Below are 20,083 nucleotides of genomic sequence, written 5' to 3'. Positions count from 1 at the left end.
GGATGGGGGACCGCATGGTTGATGAGACTCTGCGAGTCCCGGGACTCTCTGACGACGAGACGGTGGACCTGAACTTCCTCGCGAAGCAGCTGGAGGACAAGTCACCTCACAACAAGAAGCGTTCTGACCTGTACGACGGGAAGTCCGCTATCCGTCAGGTGGGGACGATCATTCCACCGCAGTACCACCGGCTGGGGCTGGCCCTGGGGTGGACAGCGAAGGGCGTCGATGGTCTCGCTCGCCGGTGCAACCTCGACGAGATGGTGTGGGCTGACGGCGACCTGGACGCGCTCGGAATGCAGGAACTCGAGGACTCGAACTTCCTCCGTTCCGAGCTGTCCCAGGGGCGCACGGACTCTCTCATCCACGGAATCTCCTACCTGATCACGACGCAGGGTGGCGAGGATGAGCCGAAGGCGCTGGTTCACGCGAAGGACGCGCTCAACGCGACCGGCGAGTGGAACAACCGGAAGCGTCGTCTCGACAACCTGCTCTCGGTGACCTCGCGTGAGCGGAACAAGATCACCGGGTTCGTGCTGTACCTCGACGGCGAGACGATCAACGCCGACATCGTGGACGGCAAGTGGGAGATCGACCGCTCCGAACACCCATGGCATGTCCCGGTCGATCCGCTCGTTTACAAGCCGCGGTCATCGAAGCGCATGGGACGTTCCAGGATCACGCCGGCTGCGATCTCTCACCAGTACGCCGCGATTCGCGAGCTCGTCCGCCTCGAAGCGCACATGGACATCTACGCGATCCCGCAGCTCATCTTGCTCGGTGCCAACGAGTCGATGTTCAAGAATGCTGACGGATCGTACAAGGCCGCGTGGCAGGTCGCACTGGGCCGAGCCCTTATGCTGCCCGATGCGGTTGATGAGCGCGGTGACGTGATTGAGGGCGGCCGCGCCGCCGTCGAGCACATCGCCGCGCAGTCCCCGGCGCCGCATCTCGCGGACCTGAATGCGCTGGCGAAGCTCGAGGCGCGCGAGTACGACCTTCCTGACGCTGCGTTCGCGCTCACCGACATGGCGAACCCGACTTCCGAGGGCTCCTACATCGCTGGGCGTGAAGATCTCATCGCTGAGGCGGAGGGTGCGACGGATGACTGGTCTGTTCCGATCCGTCGCCGAGTGATGACCGCGCTCGCTATCCAGAACGGCCTGTCGGAGATTCCGAAGGAGTGGGCGTCGATCGACACCAAGTGGCGGTCGCCGATGTACCTGTCCAAGGCGTCGCAGGCCGACGCCGGCGCGAAGCAGATCGCCGCGGCTCCTGAGTGGGTTCGTGACACTGAGGTGGGTCTCGAGGTTCTCGGGTTCAGCACTCAGCAGATCGCCCGACTGCAGGCGGATCGGGACAAGATGCGTGGTCGCCAGTCGGCCGAGTCCCTGATAGCGGCACGTCAAGCGGAGGTCGCGAATGGTGACGCCACTCGAGTCCAAGCAGCTCCTAACCCTGCTGGGTGATGACGCGGAAGATCAGGTGCGGTGGATGCTGCGCCGGTCCTCCGGGTCATGGGAGTCGCGTCGGCTGCAGCTTCTCGACACGATACCTGGGGTTCTCGCGTACTACTCGGAGGGGTCCGCTGCACTGGCCGCGGATCTCTACGATGATTCCCGTTTCGGGGTCGCCGAGGGTGCGTACAGCGCGACTCCGGTGGTCCTCGACCGGACGGTGAAGATCCGCAGAGGTGTCGCGTGGGCATCGGATCCGTTGTCGATCGACGACGACGAGCTCGCGGCCGCGCGGTTCGCACAGTTGATGCGAACGGAGATGGCGCGCCCGTACCGGGACACGATCATCGCGAATCGGAAGCAGGATCCGGCGTGCGTCGGGTGGAAGCGGATCACGCGTGACTCGAAGTCGTGCAGCTTCTGCCGGATGCTCGCTGACCGTGGCGCCGTGTACCGCAAGGAGACGGCCACGTTCGCGGCTCACGACGACTGCATGTGCACCGCTGCTCCCGTCTTCCAGGGTGGCGAGATCGGCCCCGAGGCTGACACCGCTCAGTACCTGGCGTCGAAGCGCCGGCGCACCGCCAAGGAGAAGGCGTTCCTGCGCGACTACCTCAAGGGGAACTACCCCGATTGACTTCCCGCCTCGGTGGGCTGTACCCGACAGTTTCGGGGTTCTGACGTGCGACGGCACAGAAACGGATGGAACCAATGACCGAAGGAACTCCCAACCCCGAGCCGAATCCTGGCGCGGGGGGCGAGCCGAAGCCCGCCGAGGGAAAGACGTTCACGCCCGAACAGCAGGCCGAGGTAAACCGCATCGTGCAGGAACGCGTCCAACGTGTCGAAGCGAAGTACGCGGACTACCCCGACCTGAAAGCGAAGGCAGACGGGGCGAAGACGCTCGAGGATCGGCTGGGCACGCTGGAAAGCGAACTCAGCACCACACGATCCGAGGCTGCACGCACCCGAGTCGCGGCGAAGTTCGGCATCAGCACCGAGAAGGGCGCCAAGGGCGAGCCTTCCGACGCCGAACTGCTCCTCACTGGTTCCGACGAAGAGGCGATGACCAAGCAGGCCGAACGGGTCGCGGGGCGCATCGCGGATCAGAAGAAGAACGGCAACGTCGCCCGAAAAGAGGGCGGCACCACAACCACGCCGGACAAGGACAAGGACATGCGGGAGTTCACCCGCAGCCTGTTCGCGTCGGCACAGACCGAATAGGGAGGTAGCCACATGGCTGCACTTGCAACGGGGTTCCTTGAGCTCCCCGATCACATCATCGACCCGTGGCTCGGCAAGGTCGCCGCGGGCTCGACCATCGCGACCCTGTCGCCTTCCGAGCCGCAGAAGTTCGGCACCGGCAAGGCGATGATCTTCGACTCGGGTGAAGCCGAGCTGGTGTCCGAGGGCGGGCAGAAGTCCTCCAACGACATCACGAAGAAGATCCAGACCGTCGAGCCTCACAAGTTCCAGAAGACCGTTCGCATGAACGAGGAAGTCATCTGGGCGGACGAGGATCACCAGCTGCAGGCTGTCGAGAGCATCCTCGCTCAGATCCAGCCGGCGCTCTCGCGTGCCCTGGACTTCGGTGGCATCCACGGTGTCAACCCGAAGACCGGTGCCGTCGCGGCCTCGATCACGCAGAAGCTCTCCGCCGCAACCAACCAGGTTGAGCGCGTCGCTTCGGATAAGCCCTACGCGAACCTCGACGCCGCTGACGCGCTCGTTCTCGCTGATGGCTACACTCCGAGCGACATCGCCCTCGACCCGGCGTTTGCTGCGAAGTTCTCTGCCCTGCGTGGCGTGAACAGCGAGCAGAAGCTCTACCCGAACTTCCGCCTGTCGCTGGATCCCTCCGAGCTGGAAGGCCACCGCGCGTCGGTGTCCCGCACGGTCGGCGGCGCCGGCGTCCTCGCAGTCGCGTCGAACATCCTCGGCATCGTCGGAGACTTCTCCGCCTTCCGCTGGGGCGTGCAGCGTGCGCTCGGCCTCGAGCTCATTCGCTACGGCGACCCGGATGGCCAGGGCGACCTCAAGCGCAACAACCAGGTCGCGTTCCGCGCAGAGGTTGTCTACGGCTGGGGGATCGCGGACCTCGACGCGTTCGCGCTGATCGTGGACAAGGTCGCGGGCTGATGCGTCTCCTGAACATCGTCACTGGGGTGGTGGTCAACGTTCGCGATGACCACCCGATCGTGTCCGACTCTCAGTGGGCCGATGTGGACGCGAAGCAGGCCGTGGAGCGATCGGACGCTCCCGACAAGTCATGGAAGGTCGCGGATCTCAAGGCTCATGCCGAGGAGAACGGGATTGACCTCGGCGATGCCACCAAGAAGGACGACATTCTCGCGGTCATCGTTGCCGCTGGTGCGTCCGGCTCGGAGGACGAAGAGGAATCCGGCGAAGAGGAGTCCGAAGAGGACTAACTAGGGAAGGGGGCGGTCATGACTGTGACTCCCGCAATGATCGCGGTCAAGCTCGGCAGGGCCGCCCCCGAACCTGGCTCCATCACGGAGCAGCAGTGGGACATGGACATCGACGATGCGTTGATGCTCATCCAGAACCGAGCCGAGGAGCTCGACGTCGACATGTCGACGATCTCCGAGGTGAAGCTCGACTACGTGGTGCGTGAAGCTGTCGCCGCGTACATCAAGCGTCCAGACGACGCGACACAAGTCTCTGTGACCGTTGACGACGGCACGACAGCGCGTACCTACCAGTCGGGCAAAGGCCGTATCGACATCATCGACGAGTGGTGGACCCTTCTCGGCCTCACTGACCCGGATGACAGTGGCGCGTTCTCGATCGACATGATCCCCCCGGTTGGGTCACAGCATCTTCCCTGGTGTTCCCTCGCATTCGGGGCGACGTTCTGCTCCTGTGGGGTAGACATCGCGGGGAAGCCGATCTTCGAGCTGGGGGAATGGTGACCCTCGGTACAGACATCGCTGCAGCCCTGCCGCAGCTGCGCGCTGAAGCCGAATCGCGGATGTTCGAGACGGTGCTCGTGGGGAAGTTCCGTGACGGAATCGACCCAGACACCAAGGATGCCACGCGCGTCCTCGACGCCGAGCGGTACACCGGCAAGGGCCGGATTCGATGGGGGTCGCGCGAAGTGTCCAACTCCCAGGCGACAGGCTCCCCAGTCGCGATGCAGGAACCGTACCTGTCTGTCCCGTTCGGCACGGCACGCTTCTTCACCGACGACGAGGTGGAGTGCAGCGGATCCGATGACCCGATGCTTGTCGGTCGGCGGTTCAAGATCGCAGGCGCGGCCGGTGGGGGACAGGTGACCGCCTACCGCTACCCGTTGGAGGAGCTGAGCTGATGGCTGACGACTTCTCCGAACTCGCTGAACTCGCCGCAGATCTCTCCGCGGTCCCCCCGGAAGCGAACCGGAACATCAAGAAGGCGCTCGAGGTCACTGCCAGGAGCGTGAAGGAAGACTGGCGGCAGGGGGCCGAGGTTGGCCGCGGCGATGGCTACTCCGAGCGGTACGCGTCATCGATCTTCTACGACATCAAGTACCCGCTCAACGGAATCGAAGCGGAGATCGGTCCTGAGCTCGGTCGCGCGGGCGCTTCCGCAGGCTTCCTGGAGGATGCTCCGGGTGGTGTGCAGGCGGCCCCACAGCACGCCGGACGTGACGCCCTGGAAGCGAACGAAGCCGACTTCGCGCGTGGCCTTGAGATCGCCATCACGCAGGCCGTGATCGACAAGGTGGAGGGCTGATGTTCTCTCACTTCGCCGCGTTCCGTGCGCTCCTGCTCGCCGTGGCCGTCCTGGTGGGGAAGGTGTACGACAACGTTCGTCGCGTCGATGGCAAGCCCGTCCGCGCGAACTACATTGTCCTGTTCCCTGACGCACCCGCAGAACTCAACGACAACAGGTTCACGTCCCGCCAGAGGGCCGATTCCCGGTCCAAGTGGCGGTACGACGTGCGGATCGTCGCGACGACCGCAGACGGGCTCCTGGAGCTTGCCGACGCGGTGATGACAGTGATCGGGAAGATCCCGGCTGTGTCGGGGCGTCGGTGTGACCCGGTGTCGCTTGTTCCCGGGGTTGAGGAAGGGAAGGGCCGGTTCGATCCGGTCACTGACCTCCACTACCTCGACCTGTCATTCGAATTCGTTTCAAGGAGGGCGTGATGTTCATTCGCGTGCGCAGCGCGGTTCCTGGTGGGCCGCTACATGAGGTGGACGTTCCCCAGTCATGGGTTGAACGTCACCCAGACCGATACAAGGTCATCGATTCGGAGCCGGTTGCTACACAGCGACCGGCTTCTCACTTTCCCGGCACGGTGCCGGTGAAGAGTTCCGCACGTCCCAAGCGTGCGAAGTCTGCGAAGAAGCAGGCGACCAGTCCTGGTGAGGATTCGAACGCCCCCTCCGAGGGGCTTACCCCTGAGGAGAACTAATGGCAACCGAGGAAGTGCAGGAGTCTTTCGGCTACGACGGGATGGGCGTGGTGCTGCACTGCACCACGATCGCAGACCCGTCGAAGCCGACCGTCGCGGAGCTCGCGGCCGGCACCCCGATCACGTACGGGCTTTACGGCCCGACCGGATACGCGCTCGAGACGACCATCAACGAGCGCACCTCGACGCGTTACACGCTCGAGCAGGAGCTCTCATCTGAGGGCACGAAGAAGTACAAGCTGACGCTGCTCTACGTCTACAACCGCGAGACGCCGACCGAGGTCGAGACGATCCTCGGCACGAAGGGTGTCGCCGGGTACATCGTCCACGCGCTCGGCTACGAGTCCGGTCACACGTTCGCGGCGGGCGACAAGATCAACGACGTGGTGCCGATCCGCACCGCAACGTCGGTCGATGTGCCGGCGACGGCGAACACGGACGCGCACAAGCAGACCATGCCGTCGATCACGGGTCGCGTCGAGCAGGAAGTCGCTGTCGTCGCGTAGCCCCAAGCTCCGGGGGTGGGGTTTCCCTCACCAGGCTCCACCCCCGGGTCATCTCTCTTCTGGTGAGGATGGTGAGGAATAGGTCTCATGGATGTCGCAACTGAGCGCCCAGTGAAGGCGCAGCTGACCACGGCTCGGCTGTTGCTGGCGCAGTTCATCGCACAGCTCGACGAGTACGCGGCGATGAACCGCGAAGCCCGCCGCACACCTCGCGGACGCGATCTTTCCGCCCGTCTCGGCGGACTCAAAGACGGCCGCGAGAAGTGGGCTGCGAAGGTCGACGAGCTCGAAGCTCGGCTTGCAACGGAGGTCTCTGAATGATCGATATCGACGCGGGGATCGCGAAAGCACGCGCGCGAGCCGAGAAGCGCGAGACGGTCGTGCAGCCGGTGATCTTCAACGACGCGCAGATCGGCGTGAAGATGACCGCGATGTCTGATGACGACTGGCGCGCCTACACACTGTTGCATCCTCCGCGCGAGGCAGTCCGCCTGGACCTGAACGCGGCCACCAACCTTGACTCCGCTGTCCGCGAGTACCAGGGCGTCGTCCTGGTCGACGGTGACGAGTCAGACGATCTCCTCGCGACGAACGCGGATGGTGAGACGGTCTACCGATGGCCTGAGGTGTATGACACTCTCTCCCGCCAGGACCGCGAGAACCTCGCCTTCGCTCTGTGGATGATCCACGATTCCTGGTACCAGGAGGCGTTGAAGACGGCGGGAAAAGCACGGACGGGCTCGCCGCAGAGCTAGCCCAACTCGCGCTGGAGCTCGGCGTCACAGTGCGGGAACTGCAGGGCCACGCCACCGAGACGCGCACCTACAGCCCGGATGGGACACTGCTGTCCGTGTCCTTCGCCGAGGCGCGTTTCACGCCGTACGAGGTGGGGGCGCTTCTCGGCGCCCGTCGAGCAGCAAATGAGCCACGCAGCAGCACCGGCTGGAAGATGTCCGACGCCACGGACAAGAAGAACATGGGTCGCTTCAAGCTGAGCGATCCTGTCACCGATTTCGCTTTGAAAGCGCGCGTTGAAGGGATGGAAGCCGCCGAGAAGAAGTACGGCGAGAAGATGCTTCGCTACCTCAGCTTCCGCGTCGAACTCGACGACTAATTCTTGCCGACGAGCTCCTTGTAGGACCGTCCGACTGAGGCTGACAGCGCCCAGAGGATTCCTGCCGCGATCAGAAACACGAATCCGCCCATCGGGGCGAAGAAGAAGAAGACGACTGCGACAGGGATGCACAGAAGTGCGAGCGCGCCAAAGAGGACGTACACCGCGAAGGTGAACCGCGCGCCACCGAGTTTTGTGCTCATTCCCTGATGGTAGCGGTTCGTCGCGAGCCATGGGGGTGTTCGTATGGCCGATCGCGTCGTCAAGGTTCGGTTGCTTGCTGAGGTTGCGGATTTCAAGCGCGGCATGGAGGAAGCCGCAAGCGAGACTCGCAAGGTCGGGACTGCCTCCGAGCAGCTTGCGCAGAAGCGCGAGGCGTTCAACCAGCTAGGAACGGTCGCCCTGGGTGTCGGTACAGCGATGACCGCGATGACGGCGCTCTCGATCAAGGCCGCGATCGGCTGGGAATCTGCCTGGGCTGGCGTCACCAAGACTGTGGAGGGTACGCCCGCGCAGCTGGCTGCAGTAGAGGATGGGCTTCGCGGCCTGACCTCTGTGCTCCCCGCTTCGCACGACGAGATCGCCGCGGTTGCCGAAGCTGCTGGACAGCTCGGCATCAAGACTGAGAACGTCGTCGCCTTCACACGGACGATGATCGACCTCGGCGAGACGACCAACCTGTCAGCGAATGACGCGGCCACTTCGCTCGCCCGGTTCATGAACATCATGGGCACGGCTCAGGGTGACGTCGACAAGCTCGGTTCGGCCATTGTCGGTCTGGGCAACAACTACGCCACGACCGAGGCCGAGATCATGGAAATGGCCATGCGTCTCGCTGGTGCCGGCAAGCAGGTTGGGCTCACTGAGGGTCAGGTTCTCGGACTTTCCACTGCGCTCTCTTCTGTAGGTATCGAGGCTGAGGCTGGCGGATCCGCCATGTCCAAGGTGATGATCGACATCGCCGCCTCCGTGGAGGAGGGAGGCTCACGCCTCGAGCTGTTCGCCAAGACAGCGGGGACGTCAGCGGATGAGTTCGCCGCGAAGTGGAAGTCTGACCCGGCTGCGGCCCTGTCGCTGTTCGTGAAGGGGCTGTCGGACGCAGAGTCACAGGGTTCATCGACTCTCGGTGTCCTGTCGGAGCTCGGTATCACCGAAGTCAGGATGCGCGACGCGCTCCTGCGATCTGCCTCGGCAGCGGACATGTTCGCCGGCGCGATGGGCATGGGCAACAGCGAGTTCGAGAAGAACAACGCGCTGCTCACTGAGGCGGAGAAGCGGTACAACACCGTCGAATCGCAGATGCAGATCGCGGGGAACGCAGTCAACGACGCGGCGATCTCATTCGGCTCGGTGTTCCTGCCTGCGGTCGCGGAAGCAGCGGGCGGGCTGAAGGAGTTCGCGAGCTTCCTCGCAGACATTCCCGAGCCCGTTCAGGGCATCATCGGTGTGCTTACCGGGGTCGTCGGCGTCACGGCTCTCATCGGGGGCGCGGCCCTGGTTGCGATCCCGAAGGTTGTGGCGTTCAAGGTCGCGATGCAGTCCCTCCCGAGTGTTACCAGCGCGGTGCGTTCTGGTTTGGGCGGCCTCTCCTCGTTCCTGGGTGGCCCGTGGGGCGTTGCGCTCTTCGCGGCTACGGCGGCTGTCGCACTGTTCAACAAGCAGATCGAGGATGGCGTGCCTGCTCAGGCGGACATCCTCAACGCGATCAAGACGTCTGCCAGCGCGGCAGAGAGCCTGAACGCAGCCTTTGAGCGAGGATCGCTCGAGACTTTCATGTCCGGGGACTACGCCGAAGAACTGAAGGATCTTCCTGGGCTGCTCGACCACGCGATCGATGCTCAGAAGAACTGGGCGGATGCACTTTCCACCACCGTTTCTCAGCGTGGTGCCTACGACTCGCTCAAGCGCTACGGCGGAGCTCTCTCGGAGATGGCCTCGAGCGATCTCCCCAAGGCGCAGCTCGCTTTCCGCGCGCTGCGGGATGAGAACAAGCTCACCGCCGAGCAGACACGACAGCTGCTCAATGAGATGCCCGCGTATCGTGACGAGATTTTGAAGCTGGCGGCAGGGCAAGGCATCGCTGCGGACAGCACGGAGTTCCTGCAGCTCGCGATGGGCGAGCTTCCGGGGTCTACTGCTGAGGCTGAGGCCGCGCTTGCAGAGATGAAGACAGAGGCGACAGAGGCGGACGAGGCGCTTCGCGGCACCGCTACCGCGTTGACTGATGTTGGCGATGCGGCGATGTCGATGGGGGACGCGAGCGATCGCGCTCTGTCGTCGCTGAACTCGCTTGCCAAGGCTGCCGAAGAGGAGGGGGCGGTCCTCGACGGGACCAACGACGCCTCGATCCGTCTGCGTGATGCCATGCGTGAGGTGGAGCAGTCGCACCTCGATTCCGCTACGGCGATCATCAACAACGGTGGGACTCTCGCAGCGGCAACGGAGGAGTGGGAGAAGGGCCGGCAGAAGGTCATCGAGATGCGTGTCGCGAAGGGTGAGGACATCGCCACGGCGACAGCGTGGGCTGACAAGAACCTCGGATCTGCCTCACAGGTCACGTCGGCGCTTGGGAACGTCTATCAGGCGTGGCTGAACTTGCCCGAGAACCGCGAGACGAAGTACCGAGTCGAAGCCGAACAGGCCGCTGCGAAGCTGGCTGAGGTAAAGGCGCGCCTCGACGCGATTCCCGGGTACAAGCGGATCACCCTCGAGTCTTTCTCGGTCGGCAAGTTCGACGTGACTCCGAACGCCACTGGCGGCTACTACCAGGGCGGCGTGAAGAAGTTCGCGGCGGGTGATTTCCTGCCTGGGATCTATCCGGCCACGCCTGGTGGGATCGAGCACCGTGTCATGGCTGAAGCTGGCTACGACGAGATGTACGGGACGACTGACCCGAAGTACAGGGACCGCACTCACGGAATCTGGCAGACCTTCGGAGATCGAATGGGCTTCACCCAGTCGCAGCGCCCGTCGTCTTCTGCCCCCATTCAGGTATCTCTTGCTGGGGCTGAGTTCACGTTGTTGGTCGACGGGAATCCGGTGCGGGCGATCGTCCAAGAACAGATCGTTGCGAAGGCCAAGACGGATGCTGTTGCGTACAGCGGAGGGCAGGTGTCGGCATGACGGTTGTTCTCACTCCTTTGTCGGATATGACCCCGGTGCCTCGCGTCGAGATGGTGATCGAGTCGGCTGATGTGCTCGCGGGTACCAACCGGGTGACCCTATGGCGTATCGCCGATGGGCGTGAGATCAAGGTGCGCGGCGGGGTCGACCGTGCGTTCGCGGGCGGGCCTCCTCTGGAGGTTCGACGGAACGTTGACGTCGACCCCGCCGGCACCTCGACGTCATCCCATTCGGCGTCACAATCGGGGGCAGGTTCACCGACGTTCACGGCCACCTCAACGCTGGGGATGAACGTTGGCGGGATGGGGATCGACACGTTCGTGCGTGTCGAAGCGACAGCCGCATCGACCTACCTGGATGTGCGCGGCACGGCGACAAACAACGTCCTGAAGACCCCGTTGGGCCCGGACATCGCGGCTTCGGCTTGGGTTCGCCCGTCGTCGATCTCGGATCCCATCGGACGGGTCTACATCCAGCAGTACAACTCATCCAACGTTCTTCTGGGCACCTCGGATGTTGCGACTGGTTCCATCGGTAGCGGGTGGAACCGTGTGGGCTTCTCTGTCCCGCGGCTTGCCGGCGCAGTGCGCGCAGTGCCGATCTTCCGCATCACGGGCACAGTCCCCGTGGGTGCACGACTGGACGTCACAGGGTTCCTCACCGAGTCGGCCAACAGTGTCGGTCGGTGGTTCTCCGGTTCGTCCACGCCCTACCTGGGGTACGCGCCGTCATGGTTGGGCGCGGTGAACGCGAGCGCCTCGATCGAGTCGGCGGGTACGGGCTCACTGTCCCTGATCGACTATGAGCCGCCCCTTCGGGGATCGTTCTCCTACGAGGCGGAATGCTGGGCGGGTAGCACCCCGCTGGGACGAGTCGCGATCGGGTCGTCGACAATCGGATGGACTGGGGGGACTGTCATCCAGCAACCGCTGGATCCGTCCCTGGCGGTCAAGGTTCAACTGAACTGGGGCACGGCGCCAGAGCTCACGCGAGCAACACCGGGTGGCCTGGTCTTCTCCTCGGGAGAGGCAACACCCGACTACGTGGGCTTCGGTCCCCGTCGCTCGCTGCAGGGAGTCCCCGTGGTGTTCGAGGTCGCGGATGCTGACCTCGAGACGCTGCACGCAACGTTGGGCACCTACGAGACCCCGCAGTTGCCCATCTGGCTGATCCGATCTACATCGGGGCGCTGGCCTTCCGTGTTCTTCTGCCACGTCCCGTTCCTTTCAGAAGTCGACAGGTCAGGCTACGGCGGCGATGTTCTGGGATTCACGACCACGGTCGATGAAGTGAACCCGCCTGCGCCGGCGCTCGTGATCGCAACACTGTCCTACGCCGACCTCGACGCGGGGTATGCGTCGTACACGGCTCGAGATGCCGCCTATGCGTCGTATGACGCACAGGATCGCGACTACTCCCTGGCGGGGCTTGCTGGGTGAAACGGGGGTGCGGGATGCGTGATGTTTCAGCCCGCACCCTCGATCTCATTCGCAGCGGTGGTTTCTCGCGCGTCTGGGTCGCTGACCTGATGTATGACGGTCAGCGTCGGCTGGCGAACCTGGATATCTCCGACGTGGACCTGTCTTGGGACGGGAACCAGTTCGTCGCAGGGTCTGGCTCCTGCACCGTGGTGTGGGCGGATGACCATGCGACGTCGATGATTCCGAAACAGGTGGGGGACTGGTTCTCGCCCTTCGGGTCCGAACTCCAGATCGACTGTCTGGTGGGAGCGGGGGAGTTCACGGAACGCATCGCGATGGGTCGGTTCGTCATCGACTCCGTGCCGACGTCGGTCGAGTCGCAGATGCCGTGGACGGGCCGAGTCATCCACCCCGGCGAGTCGTTCGAGCTGAACCTCAAGGATGGACTGCAGCGCGTCATCCGCGACCGATTCGCGGTGCCCACCCAGTCGGCGTCCACGTCGGTATGGGGCGAGATTCAAGCGATCACGGGTCTGCCGCTCGTGCGCAACGTCGCGGATGCCACGATCGCGACCCCGGTCGCACACGATGAGCAGAAGGATGCCGCAGTATCGAAGTTGTTCGACAGGCTCGGCGCATGGCCGGCGCTGAACGCCTCCGGTGTACTGACAGCCCGCCCGAAGGCATGGCCCGAACCTGTCGATGACCTGACCGGTTACGTGTCCGCACCGCGCACGCTGACGGCTGAGAAGACGTACAACCGGGTTGTCGTGAAGGGCAAGAGCCCGACCGGCGAGCCGGTCTATGGTGTCGCCAGCGTGACGGATGGCTTCCTGCGGGTCGGGAACGCTGACGGTTCCGCATCACCCTTCGGCGTCGCCACCTACACGTACTCGTCGGATCTCCTCACCACCACGAAGCAGTGCTACGACTACGCGGCCGAACTGCTTCCGCGCGTATCGCGTGTGCGTGGGGTCACCAGGGAAGTCACGGAGCGCTTCAACCCGCTGCGCGAGGTCGGTGACGTGTTGCGCTTCGAAGGGTCGCGAGTTCGGGTGCTGAAGGTGTCTCACAGTGATGAGGCCACGCGGCTCACTGTGGAGGTGGCGGATGAATGACACCGACCGCCTCCTCGACCTGATCGCGAAGAAGTCGAAGGTCATCACCCGCGTGGGAACCTTCGCGGGCATCTCCGCCGGTCAAGCGCTCATCGACATCGACCAGTCCCGATTCCCCGCCGCGTTCCTCACCGCCTACGTGCCGTCCGTGAACGAACCCGTCCACGTGTGGTCGGTCGATGGTTCCTGGTTTCTGCTCGGTCCCACGACGGGCCGGCCGGGAGTGGGGGTTGTGACGACGGTCGGTTCCGGGGTCGTGAATGTGACGACCGACTTCGGCGAGTTCTCGATGCCTTCGGTCGGCACGGCTCCCACCTCGGGGCAGACGGTCGGGATCTCGTGGCCCGGGCCGGTGTGCCTTGGTGCGCTGTCGGTTCAACCGGCGTCCCCGACGCCTCCTCCCACCCCTGGCGGGGGCGGGGTGACGGTGAAGGAAGCCACCTTCCGAGCCATCGACGCAGGCTCCACCGACAGGGGAGCGACGCGATGGTGGACGGCGCAGCCGTGGGCGTCGAACTCGACATATGGGGCATGGTTCTACGGCACGCAGATCAAGGACACGATCCCTGCCGGTTCTCAGCTCGTGTCGATGGAGATGTTCATCAACCGGGTGCAGGACCAGGGCTCCTCGCCGAATTTCGCGCTCCACACCTCACCGGGGAAGGCGGGCGTTCCCGCGATGGGGAGCCTGTTCCCCTGGGATCCGCCGAACGGGTGGAACCTGGTACCGAACAATGCATGGTTCGCCGCGCTCATCGCGGGGGGCTCCTTCTACGGTGTGGGGCTCAACCAGGGCGGGTATTCGAAGTTCGCTTCCCTCGCTCAAGACGGCCTCTCTGGCGCGCTGCGCATCAAGTGGCGTTGAGCCTCCCTCTTCCTACGACTCTCGCGTGAGCTCAGCCGCGCGCCAACAGAAACGAGGTAGCTCATGGGCTACACCCTTGATGCTTACGGCAAGCCGGTTGTCTCCCCGACACCCACCCAGACCGTGGTCGACCTGCAAGCGATCGCCGACTTCGCGGCGTCGTTCGCCAACGTGCGAGTGGGCTCGAGCACGGAACGTCAAACTCTGCCCGCCGCGAAGCACCGCAACGGCATGCTGTGGGTGGAGACGGACACCGGGCGCATCTATCGGTCGAAGGACGCAGCCTGGGTGCTCGCAGCGCCCGGAACCGACTGGGTGACCCTGACTCCTGCATCCGGGTGGGCGGTTAGCAGCGGCGCGATCCGCTACCGGCTCACACCGGGCGGTGCGGAGATCTCCGCGTTCGAGGTCACCCGCACAGGATCCAACCTCGCTGTGAACGCCGGCGCCGCAGTCGTCGTCGGAGTCCTGCCCGCAGGTGTGCGCCCACCCGGCAACGCCCCCCTGGGCTCCGGGACGATCGGTGTCGGCGGGAACCTCGGCGCGTCCCGCTGGTACGTCGGCTCAGACGGAAGCATCTTCTTCCAGTCGATGGTCGTCAACGGCACCATGACGACCGCTGGCGGTGTCGCCAACCACGCCTTCTTCGGCACCGGCCGATTCGAGTTCTAGGAGTCGACATGGGCGGCACATTGAGCAAGACGGACATCGGTCACGGACGTGGGTGGCTCGAGACCGAAGCGGCGAAGAGTCAGGCGCGGATCGATCGAGCTCTCGGGCATCCGCAGCAGATCACCGAGGCCGGTCGATCGTGGGAGCAACAGAACGCGCACTGGCTCACATTCCTGAGGTACGGGAAGCCGATCGCGCTGCACCCGGACACCCCGAGCGTGCACCAGAAGGGGCGTGCGAAGGACACCGACGAGCGCAACGTCGCCCTGATGAACGAGCACGGGTGGTTTCAGACCGTCTACCGCACGGTCAACGGTCGCCGAACGCTCGTCGAACCGTGGCACTTCGAGTACTTCCCGGAGCGCGACAAGCACCGCAACGACCCGGCACCCGCTGGCGGCAAGACGACCGCAGCGGCCATCACGACCCTGGAGGAACCCGCCATGCGCACCATCCGCTGGAACGGCAAGCACGTCTTCACCTTCGGTGAGGAGAAGGTCTCCCACCAGGATGTCCCTGTGGACGCGATCAACGCCGCGATCATCCACAACCCCGATCAGAAGTACCTCGAGCTCGACGACGCGGGACTGACGACCGCTCTGAAGACCTTCGGGGTGCCGTGGTCGGCGCTCGACGCGTGCATGCGTGGTCTCGCCTACGACATCTCGGGAGCTGTCGGGGGCCGGTACTGGTCGCGGGCTGTGGAGCAGAAGATCGACACATCCCAGCTCGCTCAGACCATCGCTGGCCTACAGAAGACTGCCGCCTCCGTGCCGGCCGTCGAGGGATGATGCGGAGGGTATGGCTCGCGTCGATCTGGCACCCCGACGCGATTCCACCAGATGAGTGGAAGTACCGGTCACTGAAGCGCGTCTGGTTGCCGGTGTACGACCTGATCGCGATCGGTGCGGGGATCTGGGCGGCGCTCTTCGGCTCTCCCGTGTTGCACGAGCTCTTCGATGAACCGGTGATCGACACCATGGGGACGCTGCTCGCGATCGTTGCCACGACCTGCTTGCTGGGCGTCGCATTTCCGCGCTTGTGGCGGTGGGAGATCTGCGGCAAAGCGCTGTTGGTAGCGCTTCTCGCTGCTTACGCCGCTGCCGTGGTGCTGTTCCGGGCCAATCCCGCCGCGTCTGCCGGTTTCGTCGCGTTCATCATTGTCCTCGCTCTGCCGCTCCCGATCTTCCGGCTCACCCTGCTCGGTGAGGAGATCAAGGAACGGCGAGAGGAGGGCGCCTGATGGACCCGCAAACGATCATCACCATCATCGGCGCTGGCGTGGGCGGGATGGGCGTTGTCCTCACCTTCCTCGCCACGCGTGGCAAGACCAAGACTGATGCGAAGACCGCGCTCGATGCGCGAATCGATAAGCGGGTGAGTGAGCAGCTCGAGGGTGCATGGACAGAGATCACGGCTCTCAAGACGGATGTCGCGACGCTCACCGAGAAGGACCGTCTCAAGTCGTCCGCATTCGCTCGCATCCTGCGCGCTATCGCTCGCCAGTGGCCGACAGACCACGGTCCCGACCTTGATCCGTCCGACATCGCGCTGATCGAAGACACCATTCCTCCCACATGGCTGCGCAAGCACCACCCCCGTCCCGAAGGAGATCCCACATCATGACTGACCCCATCATCCCCGCTGCGACGAAGCTCGCCGCGAAGCGCGGATTCATCCGCACCGCTACCCAGTCCCTCGCATCGGTGATCCCGATCGCAGCGATCGCGATCCCCACGACTGGTGACGCGCTTCTCGGCATCGGCCTCGCCGCGGCTGGCGCGGTCGCCACGGCGGTTCTCGCTGGTGCCGCGTCCGCGCTCTCGATCGTGTCGAACGGGATCCCGAAGGACTACGCCGACGTGACGCTGGTGCGCCAGGCCGTGCTGGACGCGCCCGAAGCTGAGGCCTCCGTCGAGATGGCCGTCCAGCGAGTCACGCTCCGCCGCGACCGGAAGCGAGGTTGATCATGGCGTTCACGAACGACTCGAAGGAAGCGGCGGCACTCGCCGTCACCGCACGCGGCAACTGGATCAGCCTCCACACGGCCGACCCGGGCGTCACGGGCGCATCGGAGGCCACCGGGGGCACTCCCGCATACGCACGGAAGCAGACCGCGTGGGCCGGTGGTGCTGTCGACGGCGTGGTGTCCGGCTCCAGCGTGGCCGTCGATGTCGCCAGCGGCAACTACTCGCACGGGGGCATCTGGACGGCCGCCACTGGTGGCACGTTCGTGGGCGGGTTTGCGCTCTCGTCTCCGACTGGGGCGCTTCCCGGTCAGACGGTGGTGAACGTGGTTCCCACGGTCAACGTCACTTCGGTCGGCTGATCGATCTTTCTGGGCATCGGAGGTAGTCATGGCTGATGCCGCAGTGCTGGGAACCGCGTACACCCGTGTGAATGACTCTCTGAGTCCCGCGGTGAGCATCGCTGACGTGCCGGTGGGGGCATGGGTGATCGTGTCACTCATGTCCGCATCGTCCACGGCGACGTTCACCGCACCTGCCGGGTGGGAGGTGCTGAAGGCAGCCATGGGATCAGAAGCAAGACGGTCCATCGCGACTTCCACGGCAATCAAGCGACCCAGGTTGATGCCCATGCGCATAGCACGAGCGGCGTCCGCAGATACGCTCATAGTAAATCCTTGTACTCGTTGCGGTAGTTCTCGAACGCCCGCCGCACGATGTCGGACGCTGACTCGCCATTGATCTTGGCTAGGTGCAGTACGTCACGTTTCAGGTCACCGTCGATCCTGAACGACATGTGAGGCGTCTTCGGCTTATTCGCCACGAGATGATTCGAAGCTGGCAATCGCGTCGGCTATTCCTTTGGATGCCTCGTGGGCAGCTTCGCCGATCTCGATTGCGGCACACCGGAAGTAGTCATCCATGGCTTGCTGCTGCTGAGCGTTGAGACTTGACATGCATCCATCGTACCGGGTGTATATACACCGCGCAACCATTCAACGTCAGAGGTTCACGGCAAACTCCACCCCATGACGCCCACCGACCTACTCGCCTTCGAGGCCCAACACCCGCGCCACACCCCCACCAAGACATCACGCATCCGCCACGAGCTCGGAATCACAGAGGTCAGGTACTACGTGCTCCTTGCCAGAGCTGCACAATCCGTCGAGGGGATCGCTGCCGACCCCACGACAGCGCGCATGGTCAGGCAGCGGGCGGAGCGTCGAGCTGACGATCGGGCGAAGCGGGCGGCGTGAACAACGCGGAGAACTGGGCGTACGCCGCGGTGAGCCTGTCCCGGTTCTGCGCTGACTGATAGCCGCGAGTCGTGGCGCGTGTGGAGTGCCCCACGATGGTCATGATGATGTCCTCTGGAATTCCCGCCGCGTAGAGCAGATCGACAGTCGTGTGGCGAACGTCGTGAAGGCGTACGTTCTTCTCCAGGCCAGCCTCAGCCAGAGCGGTTCGCCAGTCGCGTGATGCCTGGTCAGGGCCGATCGGGCGTCCGTTCTTCGTGAACATGAGCCCCCATTCGTTCTCTGGGGTCTCGTTCATGTGGCGTTCCAGGATGGTCTTGAGCGGATCCATCAAGGGGATGACGCGCCACGACTTCGAGGACTTGGGGCGCGTGAGGTAGAGCCCACCGGTGAGGTGCCGGTACTCATAGTCGACCGGCACGTCTGGGCGCCCATCGGTGTCCGAGAGTGGCAAGCGCAATAGCTGCCAGGACAGATCGAGGACGTCGGTGATCCGGTCCCGCTCGAGCCCAAGCACTTCCCCGCGCCGAGCGCCGGTAAGGAGGGCGGTGGCCCACAATGCGCCTTGCGGGCGGTACGCCGGCTGGTCGTCGAGCGCGTACTTCATGAACGCCAGAGCCTCGGCCAACGTGAGCGCCTCGAGTGTGGAGCGCGCCTTTCGTGGAGGCGCGGTCAGTGCGGCCGGATTCCGTCCGATCCGGCCTTCCCGGACGGCCATCTTTAGAGAGACGGACATCGTGCGGTGGGCAAGGAGAGCGGTGGTTGACGACAGCCCCTTCAAGATGATGGAGTCGTGGACGCGGCGAATGTGCGTCGCTGTCAGCTTGTCGAGCTTCACCTTCCCGATTGCCGGGATGATGTGGTTCTGAACCGTGCGACGGTATCCGTCCAACGTGTTGGGGCGGATCTCTTTGGCAACCTGCTTGAGCCAGTAGAGGAACCACTGCTCCACGGTCTGGTTCTTGGTGGGCAGGTCGCCGAGGCGTTCTAGCTCAGCCTTCGCTTCATTCATCGCTTGGAGAAGATCGGCCTTGTTCTTGCGCCGGATCTTCTTGCGACGCCGCTCGCCGTTGAGCGACGGGAGTTCGATCACTCCGGTCCAGAGCCCTCGACTGTCTTTGAAGATCGAGCCTTCGCCTTTGCCTCGCATGGTTGCCCTTTCGTGGTGATTGAGTTCCGCGTGCTCGGGCAACACCCGAGGGTCTTCTTCTCTTGCTTACGACGTACGTCACAGCTGTTCCCTTCCGGCCAAGGTCGGTGTACCCGGTGGTGTACCCATCGGTAACGGCGGCTAGCGGTTGCTGACTGCCGTTAAAGCCACCATATACGTAGATTTCGCCGGAAAGCAAGTCGAAATCGACAGATTCCACACGACTCATAATCGTGAGGTCGCGGGTTCAAGCCCCGCTCCTGCTACAGATGAAAACCCCCGGATTCCCGGGGGTTTCGTCGTTCACGGGGGCAGCGCGTCGAAGCTCAGTCGCGGGACTGGCGCGCCGGTTGGAGCCCACCGATCGGCGAATCAGCCTCGCCGTTGACGTACATGTAGCCGTCGATGATGTCCGCGGATCGCCCTCGGCCGAGCCATGCGTCGATGCCGTCGCAGGCGTTCTCCGTCTGGGGGAGGAGCGTCTCCAGCTCGATCCTTCCCGCCGAATCCTGCGACCAGCGGCCGCTCAGATCGTTGCACCCGTCGCTGCCCGTGACGGTCCCGTCGGGACTGAACGACAAGAACGTCGCTCCGTCGACGCTCGCCTCCCAGCCCCCGACGGGGTCGGGGAGTGGCGGAGTCGTCTCGGCGGGAACCTCACCGTTCGCGATCCTGTCGTTGCGCGCGTACATGGGGGCGAGCCCGGCTTGGAAGACGGCGCTGGTGGTGATGGCCGACACCAGCACGAGGACCACGCCGAGCAGGGGAGCCCAGTAGGCGGGCTTTCTCCGATGCCGGAGCGTGAACGCGGCCACGATCGCCGCGATGACCGAGGCAGCGACCGCCCACGGGAAGACGGCGCGGGCGCCGAAAGCGACTGCCAGGTCGCAATCGCCTTCGCAGCCGACGGCGCTGAACGACTCGAGGATCTGCGCGACGTACGCCGCGACGACGAGCAACGGAACGAGCAACCAGAGGGCGACGGCGAGTGCGGAGCGGTGCGCACGGTCGCGA

Annotated in this window: 29 protein-coding genes and 1 tRNA gene; 25 read left to right on the top strand and 5 right to left on the bottom strand. The window is 64.3% G+C overall.

Annotation, left to right across the window (positions count from 1 at the left end; genetic code table 11):
- Positions 1-14: 14 nt before the first annotated feature.
- The 13 genes from DSP71_RS08800 to DSP71_RS22135 all read left to right on the top strand — a co-directional run bounded on the left by DSP71_RS08800 (position 15) and on the right by DSP71_RS22135 (position 7,497).
- A complete protein-coding gene (locus DSP71_RS08800; RefSeq protein ID WP_113680915.1) occupies positions 15-1,469 on the top strand; it encodes a phage portal protein in 1,455 nt (484 codons plus the stop codon).
- Entirely contained in the window at positions 1,423-2,094 is a 672-nt protein-coding gene (locus DSP71_RS08795) for a hypothetical protein (protein WP_113680894.1), read from the top strand. The genes DSP71_RS08800 and DSP71_RS08795 overlap by 47 nt, the downstream gene beginning before the upstream one ends.
- Before the next feature lie 74 nt (positions 2,095-2,168).
- A complete protein-coding gene (locus DSP71_RS22140; RefSeq protein WP_179516177.1) occupies positions 2,169-2,681 on the top strand; it encodes a hypothetical protein in 513 nt (170 codons plus the stop codon).
- Positions 2,682-2,693: 12 nt separating this feature from the next.
- Complete coding sequence (locus tag DSP71_RS08785; protein WP_113680893.1) at positions 2,694-3,596, top strand: phage major capsid protein; 903 nt, start codon at positions 2,694-2,696, stop codon at positions 3,594-3,596.
- Positions 3,596-3,886: a hypothetical protein gene (locus DSP71_RS08780; RefSeq protein ID WP_113680892.1), complete on the top strand. Its 291-nt coding sequence runs from the start codon at positions 3,596-3,598 to the stop codon at positions 3,884-3,886. Before DSP71_RS08785 ends, DSP71_RS08780 begins: the two co-directional genes overlap by 1 nt.
- A gap of 18 nt (positions 3,887-3,904) precedes the next feature.
- Entirely contained in the window at positions 3,905-4,390 is a 486-nt protein-coding gene (locus DSP71_RS08775; RefSeq protein WP_147251255.1) for a hypothetical protein, read from the top strand.
- On the top strand, positions 4,384-4,788 hold the full coding sequence (locus DSP71_RS08770) for a DUF6093 family protein (protein ID WP_113680890.1): 405 nt from the start codon (positions 4,384-4,386) through the stop codon (positions 4,786-4,788). The genes DSP71_RS08775 and DSP71_RS08770 overlap by 7 nt, the downstream gene beginning before the upstream one ends.
- Positions 4,788-5,192 carry a hypothetical protein gene (locus DSP71_RS08765; RefSeq protein WP_113680889.1) on the top strand — a complete coding sequence of 135 codons (405 nt, stop codon included), beginning with the start codon at positions 4,788-4,790 and terminating at the stop codon, positions 5,190-5,192. The genes DSP71_RS08770 and DSP71_RS08765 overlap by 1 nt, the downstream gene beginning before the upstream one ends.
- A complete protein-coding gene (locus DSP71_RS08760; RefSeq protein ID WP_113680888.1) occupies positions 5,192-5,608 on the top strand; it encodes a hypothetical protein in 417 nt (138 codons plus the stop codon). Before DSP71_RS08765 ends, DSP71_RS08760 begins: the two co-directional genes overlap by 1 nt.
- Positions 5,609-5,876: 268 nt before the next feature.
- Positions 5,877-6,383, top strand: a complete 507-nt coding sequence (locus tag DSP71_RS08755; protein ID WP_113680887.1) for a hypothetical protein — start codon at positions 5,877-5,879, stop codon at positions 6,381-6,383.
- A gap of 87 nt (positions 6,384-6,470) precedes the next feature.
- Positions 6,471-6,704 carry a hypothetical protein gene (locus DSP71_RS08750; RefSeq protein ID WP_147251254.1) on the top strand — a complete coding sequence of 78 codons (234 nt, stop codon included), beginning with the start codon at positions 6,471-6,473 and terminating at the stop codon, positions 6,702-6,704.
- Positions 6,701-7,138, top strand: a complete 438-nt coding sequence (locus tag DSP71_RS08745) for a hypothetical protein (RefSeq protein WP_113680885.1) — start codon at positions 6,701-6,703, stop codon at positions 7,136-7,138. Before DSP71_RS08750 ends, DSP71_RS08745 begins: the two co-directional genes overlap by 4 nt.
- On the top strand, positions 7,060-7,497 hold the full coding sequence (locus tag DSP71_RS22135) for a hypothetical protein (RefSeq protein WP_179516175.1): 438 nt from the start codon (positions 7,060-7,062) through the stop codon (positions 7,495-7,497). Before DSP71_RS08745 ends, DSP71_RS22135 begins: the two co-directional genes overlap by 79 nt.
- Here DSP71_RS22135 and DSP71_RS08735 read toward each other — a convergent pair.
- Positions 7,494-7,700, bottom strand: a complete 207-nt coding sequence (locus DSP71_RS08735) for a hypothetical protein (protein WP_113680883.1) — start codon at positions 7,698-7,700, stop codon at positions 7,494-7,496. The genes DSP71_RS22135 and DSP71_RS08735 overlap by 4 nt on opposite strands.
- A 43-nt stretch (positions 7,701-7,743) precedes the next feature.
- Here DSP71_RS08735 and DSP71_RS08730 point away from each other — a divergent pair, with 43 nt between their 5' ends.
- The 10 genes from DSP71_RS08730 to DSP71_RS08685 all read left to right on the top strand — a co-directional run bounded on the left by DSP71_RS08730 (position 7,744) and on the right by DSP71_RS08685 (position 17,025).
- Positions 7,744-10,620 carry a phage tail tape measure protein gene (locus DSP71_RS08730; RefSeq protein WP_113680882.1) on the top strand — a complete coding sequence of 959 codons (2,877 nt, stop codon included), beginning with the start codon at positions 7,744-7,746 and terminating at the stop codon, positions 10,618-10,620.
- A 302-nt stretch (positions 10,621-10,922) separates the two neighbouring features.
- The gene (locus tag DSP71_RS08725; protein WP_147251252.1) at positions 10,923-12,059 is read left to right on the top strand and encodes a hypothetical protein; all 1,137 of its coding nucleotides are present in this window, start codon (positions 10,923-10,925) and stop codon (positions 12,057-12,059) included.
- Between the two features lie 218 nt (positions 12,060-12,277).
- Positions 12,278-13,159: a hypothetical protein gene (locus tag DSP71_RS08720; RefSeq protein WP_147251251.1), complete on the top strand. Its 882-nt coding sequence runs from the start codon at positions 12,278-12,280 to the stop codon at positions 13,157-13,159.
- Positions 13,152-14,024 carry a hypothetical protein gene (locus tag DSP71_RS08715; protein WP_113680879.1) on the top strand — a complete coding sequence of 291 codons (873 nt, stop codon included), beginning with the start codon at positions 13,152-13,154 and terminating at the stop codon, positions 14,022-14,024. Before DSP71_RS08720 ends, DSP71_RS08715 begins: the two co-directional genes overlap by 8 nt.
- 63 nt (positions 14,025-14,087) lie before the next feature.
- Positions 14,088-14,696, top strand: a complete 609-nt coding sequence (locus tag DSP71_RS08710; RefSeq protein WP_113680878.1) for a hypothetical protein — start codon at positions 14,088-14,090, stop codon at positions 14,694-14,696.
- A gap of 8 nt (positions 14,697-14,704) precedes the next feature.
- Positions 14,705-15,487: a hypothetical protein gene (locus DSP71_RS08705; protein WP_113680877.1), complete on the top strand. Its 783-nt coding sequence runs from the start codon at positions 14,705-14,707 to the stop codon at positions 15,485-15,487.
- Positions 15,487-15,939 (top strand): hypothetical protein, encoded by a 453-nt coding sequence (locus DSP71_RS08700; protein ID WP_113680876.1) that lies wholly within the window; start codon positions 15,487-15,489, stop codon positions 15,937-15,939. Before DSP71_RS08705 ends, DSP71_RS08700 begins: the two co-directional genes overlap by 1 nt.
- Positions 15,939-16,322 (top strand): hypothetical protein, encoded by a 384-nt coding sequence (locus DSP71_RS08695; protein ID WP_113680875.1) that lies wholly within the window; start codon positions 15,939-15,941, stop codon positions 16,320-16,322. Before DSP71_RS08700 ends, DSP71_RS08695 begins: the two co-directional genes overlap by 1 nt.
- A complete protein-coding gene (locus tag DSP71_RS08690; protein ID WP_113680874.1) occupies positions 16,319-16,663 on the top strand; it encodes a hypothetical protein in 345 nt (114 codons plus the stop codon). The genes DSP71_RS08695 and DSP71_RS08690 overlap by 4 nt, the downstream gene beginning before the upstream one ends.
- A gap of 2 nt (positions 16,664-16,665) precedes the next feature.
- Positions 16,666-17,025: a hypothetical protein gene (locus tag DSP71_RS08685; protein ID WP_181800698.1), complete on the top strand. Its 360-nt coding sequence runs from the start codon at positions 16,666-16,668 to the stop codon at positions 17,023-17,025.
- A 302-nt stretch (positions 17,026-17,327) separates the two neighbouring features.
- On the opposite strand, the gene DSP71_RS22130 is transcribed toward DSP71_RS08685, so the two are convergent.
- Both DSP71_RS22130 and DSP71_RS22125 read right to left on the bottom strand, forming a co-directional pair.
- Entirely contained in the window at positions 17,328-17,486 is a 159-nt protein-coding gene (locus DSP71_RS22130; protein ID WP_179516171.1) for a hypothetical protein, read from the bottom strand.
- A complete protein-coding gene (locus tag DSP71_RS22125; protein WP_179516170.1) occupies positions 17,476-17,619 on the bottom strand; it encodes a hypothetical protein in 144 nt (47 codons plus the stop codon). Before DSP71_RS22125 ends, DSP71_RS22130 begins: the two co-directional genes overlap by 11 nt.
- 72 nt (positions 17,620-17,691) lie before the next feature.
- Between DSP71_RS22125 and DSP71_RS24625 the strand changes: the two genes are divergently transcribed.
- A complete protein-coding gene (locus tag DSP71_RS24625; protein WP_113680873.1) occupies positions 17,692-17,919 on the top strand; it encodes a DUF3263 domain-containing protein in 228 nt (75 codons plus the stop codon).
- On the opposite strand, the gene DSP71_RS08675 is transcribed toward DSP71_RS24625, so the two are convergent.
- Positions 17,867-19,114, bottom strand: a complete 1,248-nt coding sequence (locus DSP71_RS08675; RefSeq protein WP_181800697.1) for a site-specific integrase — start codon at positions 19,112-19,114, stop codon at positions 17,867-17,869. The two genes, DSP71_RS24625 and DSP71_RS08675, sit on opposite strands and share 53 nt — an antisense overlap.
- Positions 19,115-19,261: 147 nt before the next feature.
- On the opposite strand from DSP71_RS08675, the gene DSP71_RS08670 reads away from it, so the two are divergent.
- A tRNA-Met gene (locus tag DSP71_RS08670) sits at positions 19,262-19,334 on the top strand.
- Positions 19,335-19,395: 61 nt separating this feature from the next.
- Here DSP71_RS08670 and DSP71_RS08665 read toward each other — a convergent pair.
- Positions 19,396-20,083 (bottom strand): META domain-containing protein (locus DSP71_RS08665; RefSeq protein ID WP_181800696.1); only part of this gene is annotated, 688 nt, incomplete at its 5' end.

Origin of the sequence: Microbacterium sp. H6, from assembly GCF_003314775.1 — a bacterium.
Taxonomy (GTDB): domain Bacteria; phylum Actinomycetota; class Actinomycetes; order Actinomycetales; family Microbacteriaceae; genus Microbacterium; species Microbacterium oxydans.
The sequence above is the reverse complement of the archived record's forward strand: the minus strand, read 5'-3'. Positions and strand labels throughout refer to the sequence as shown.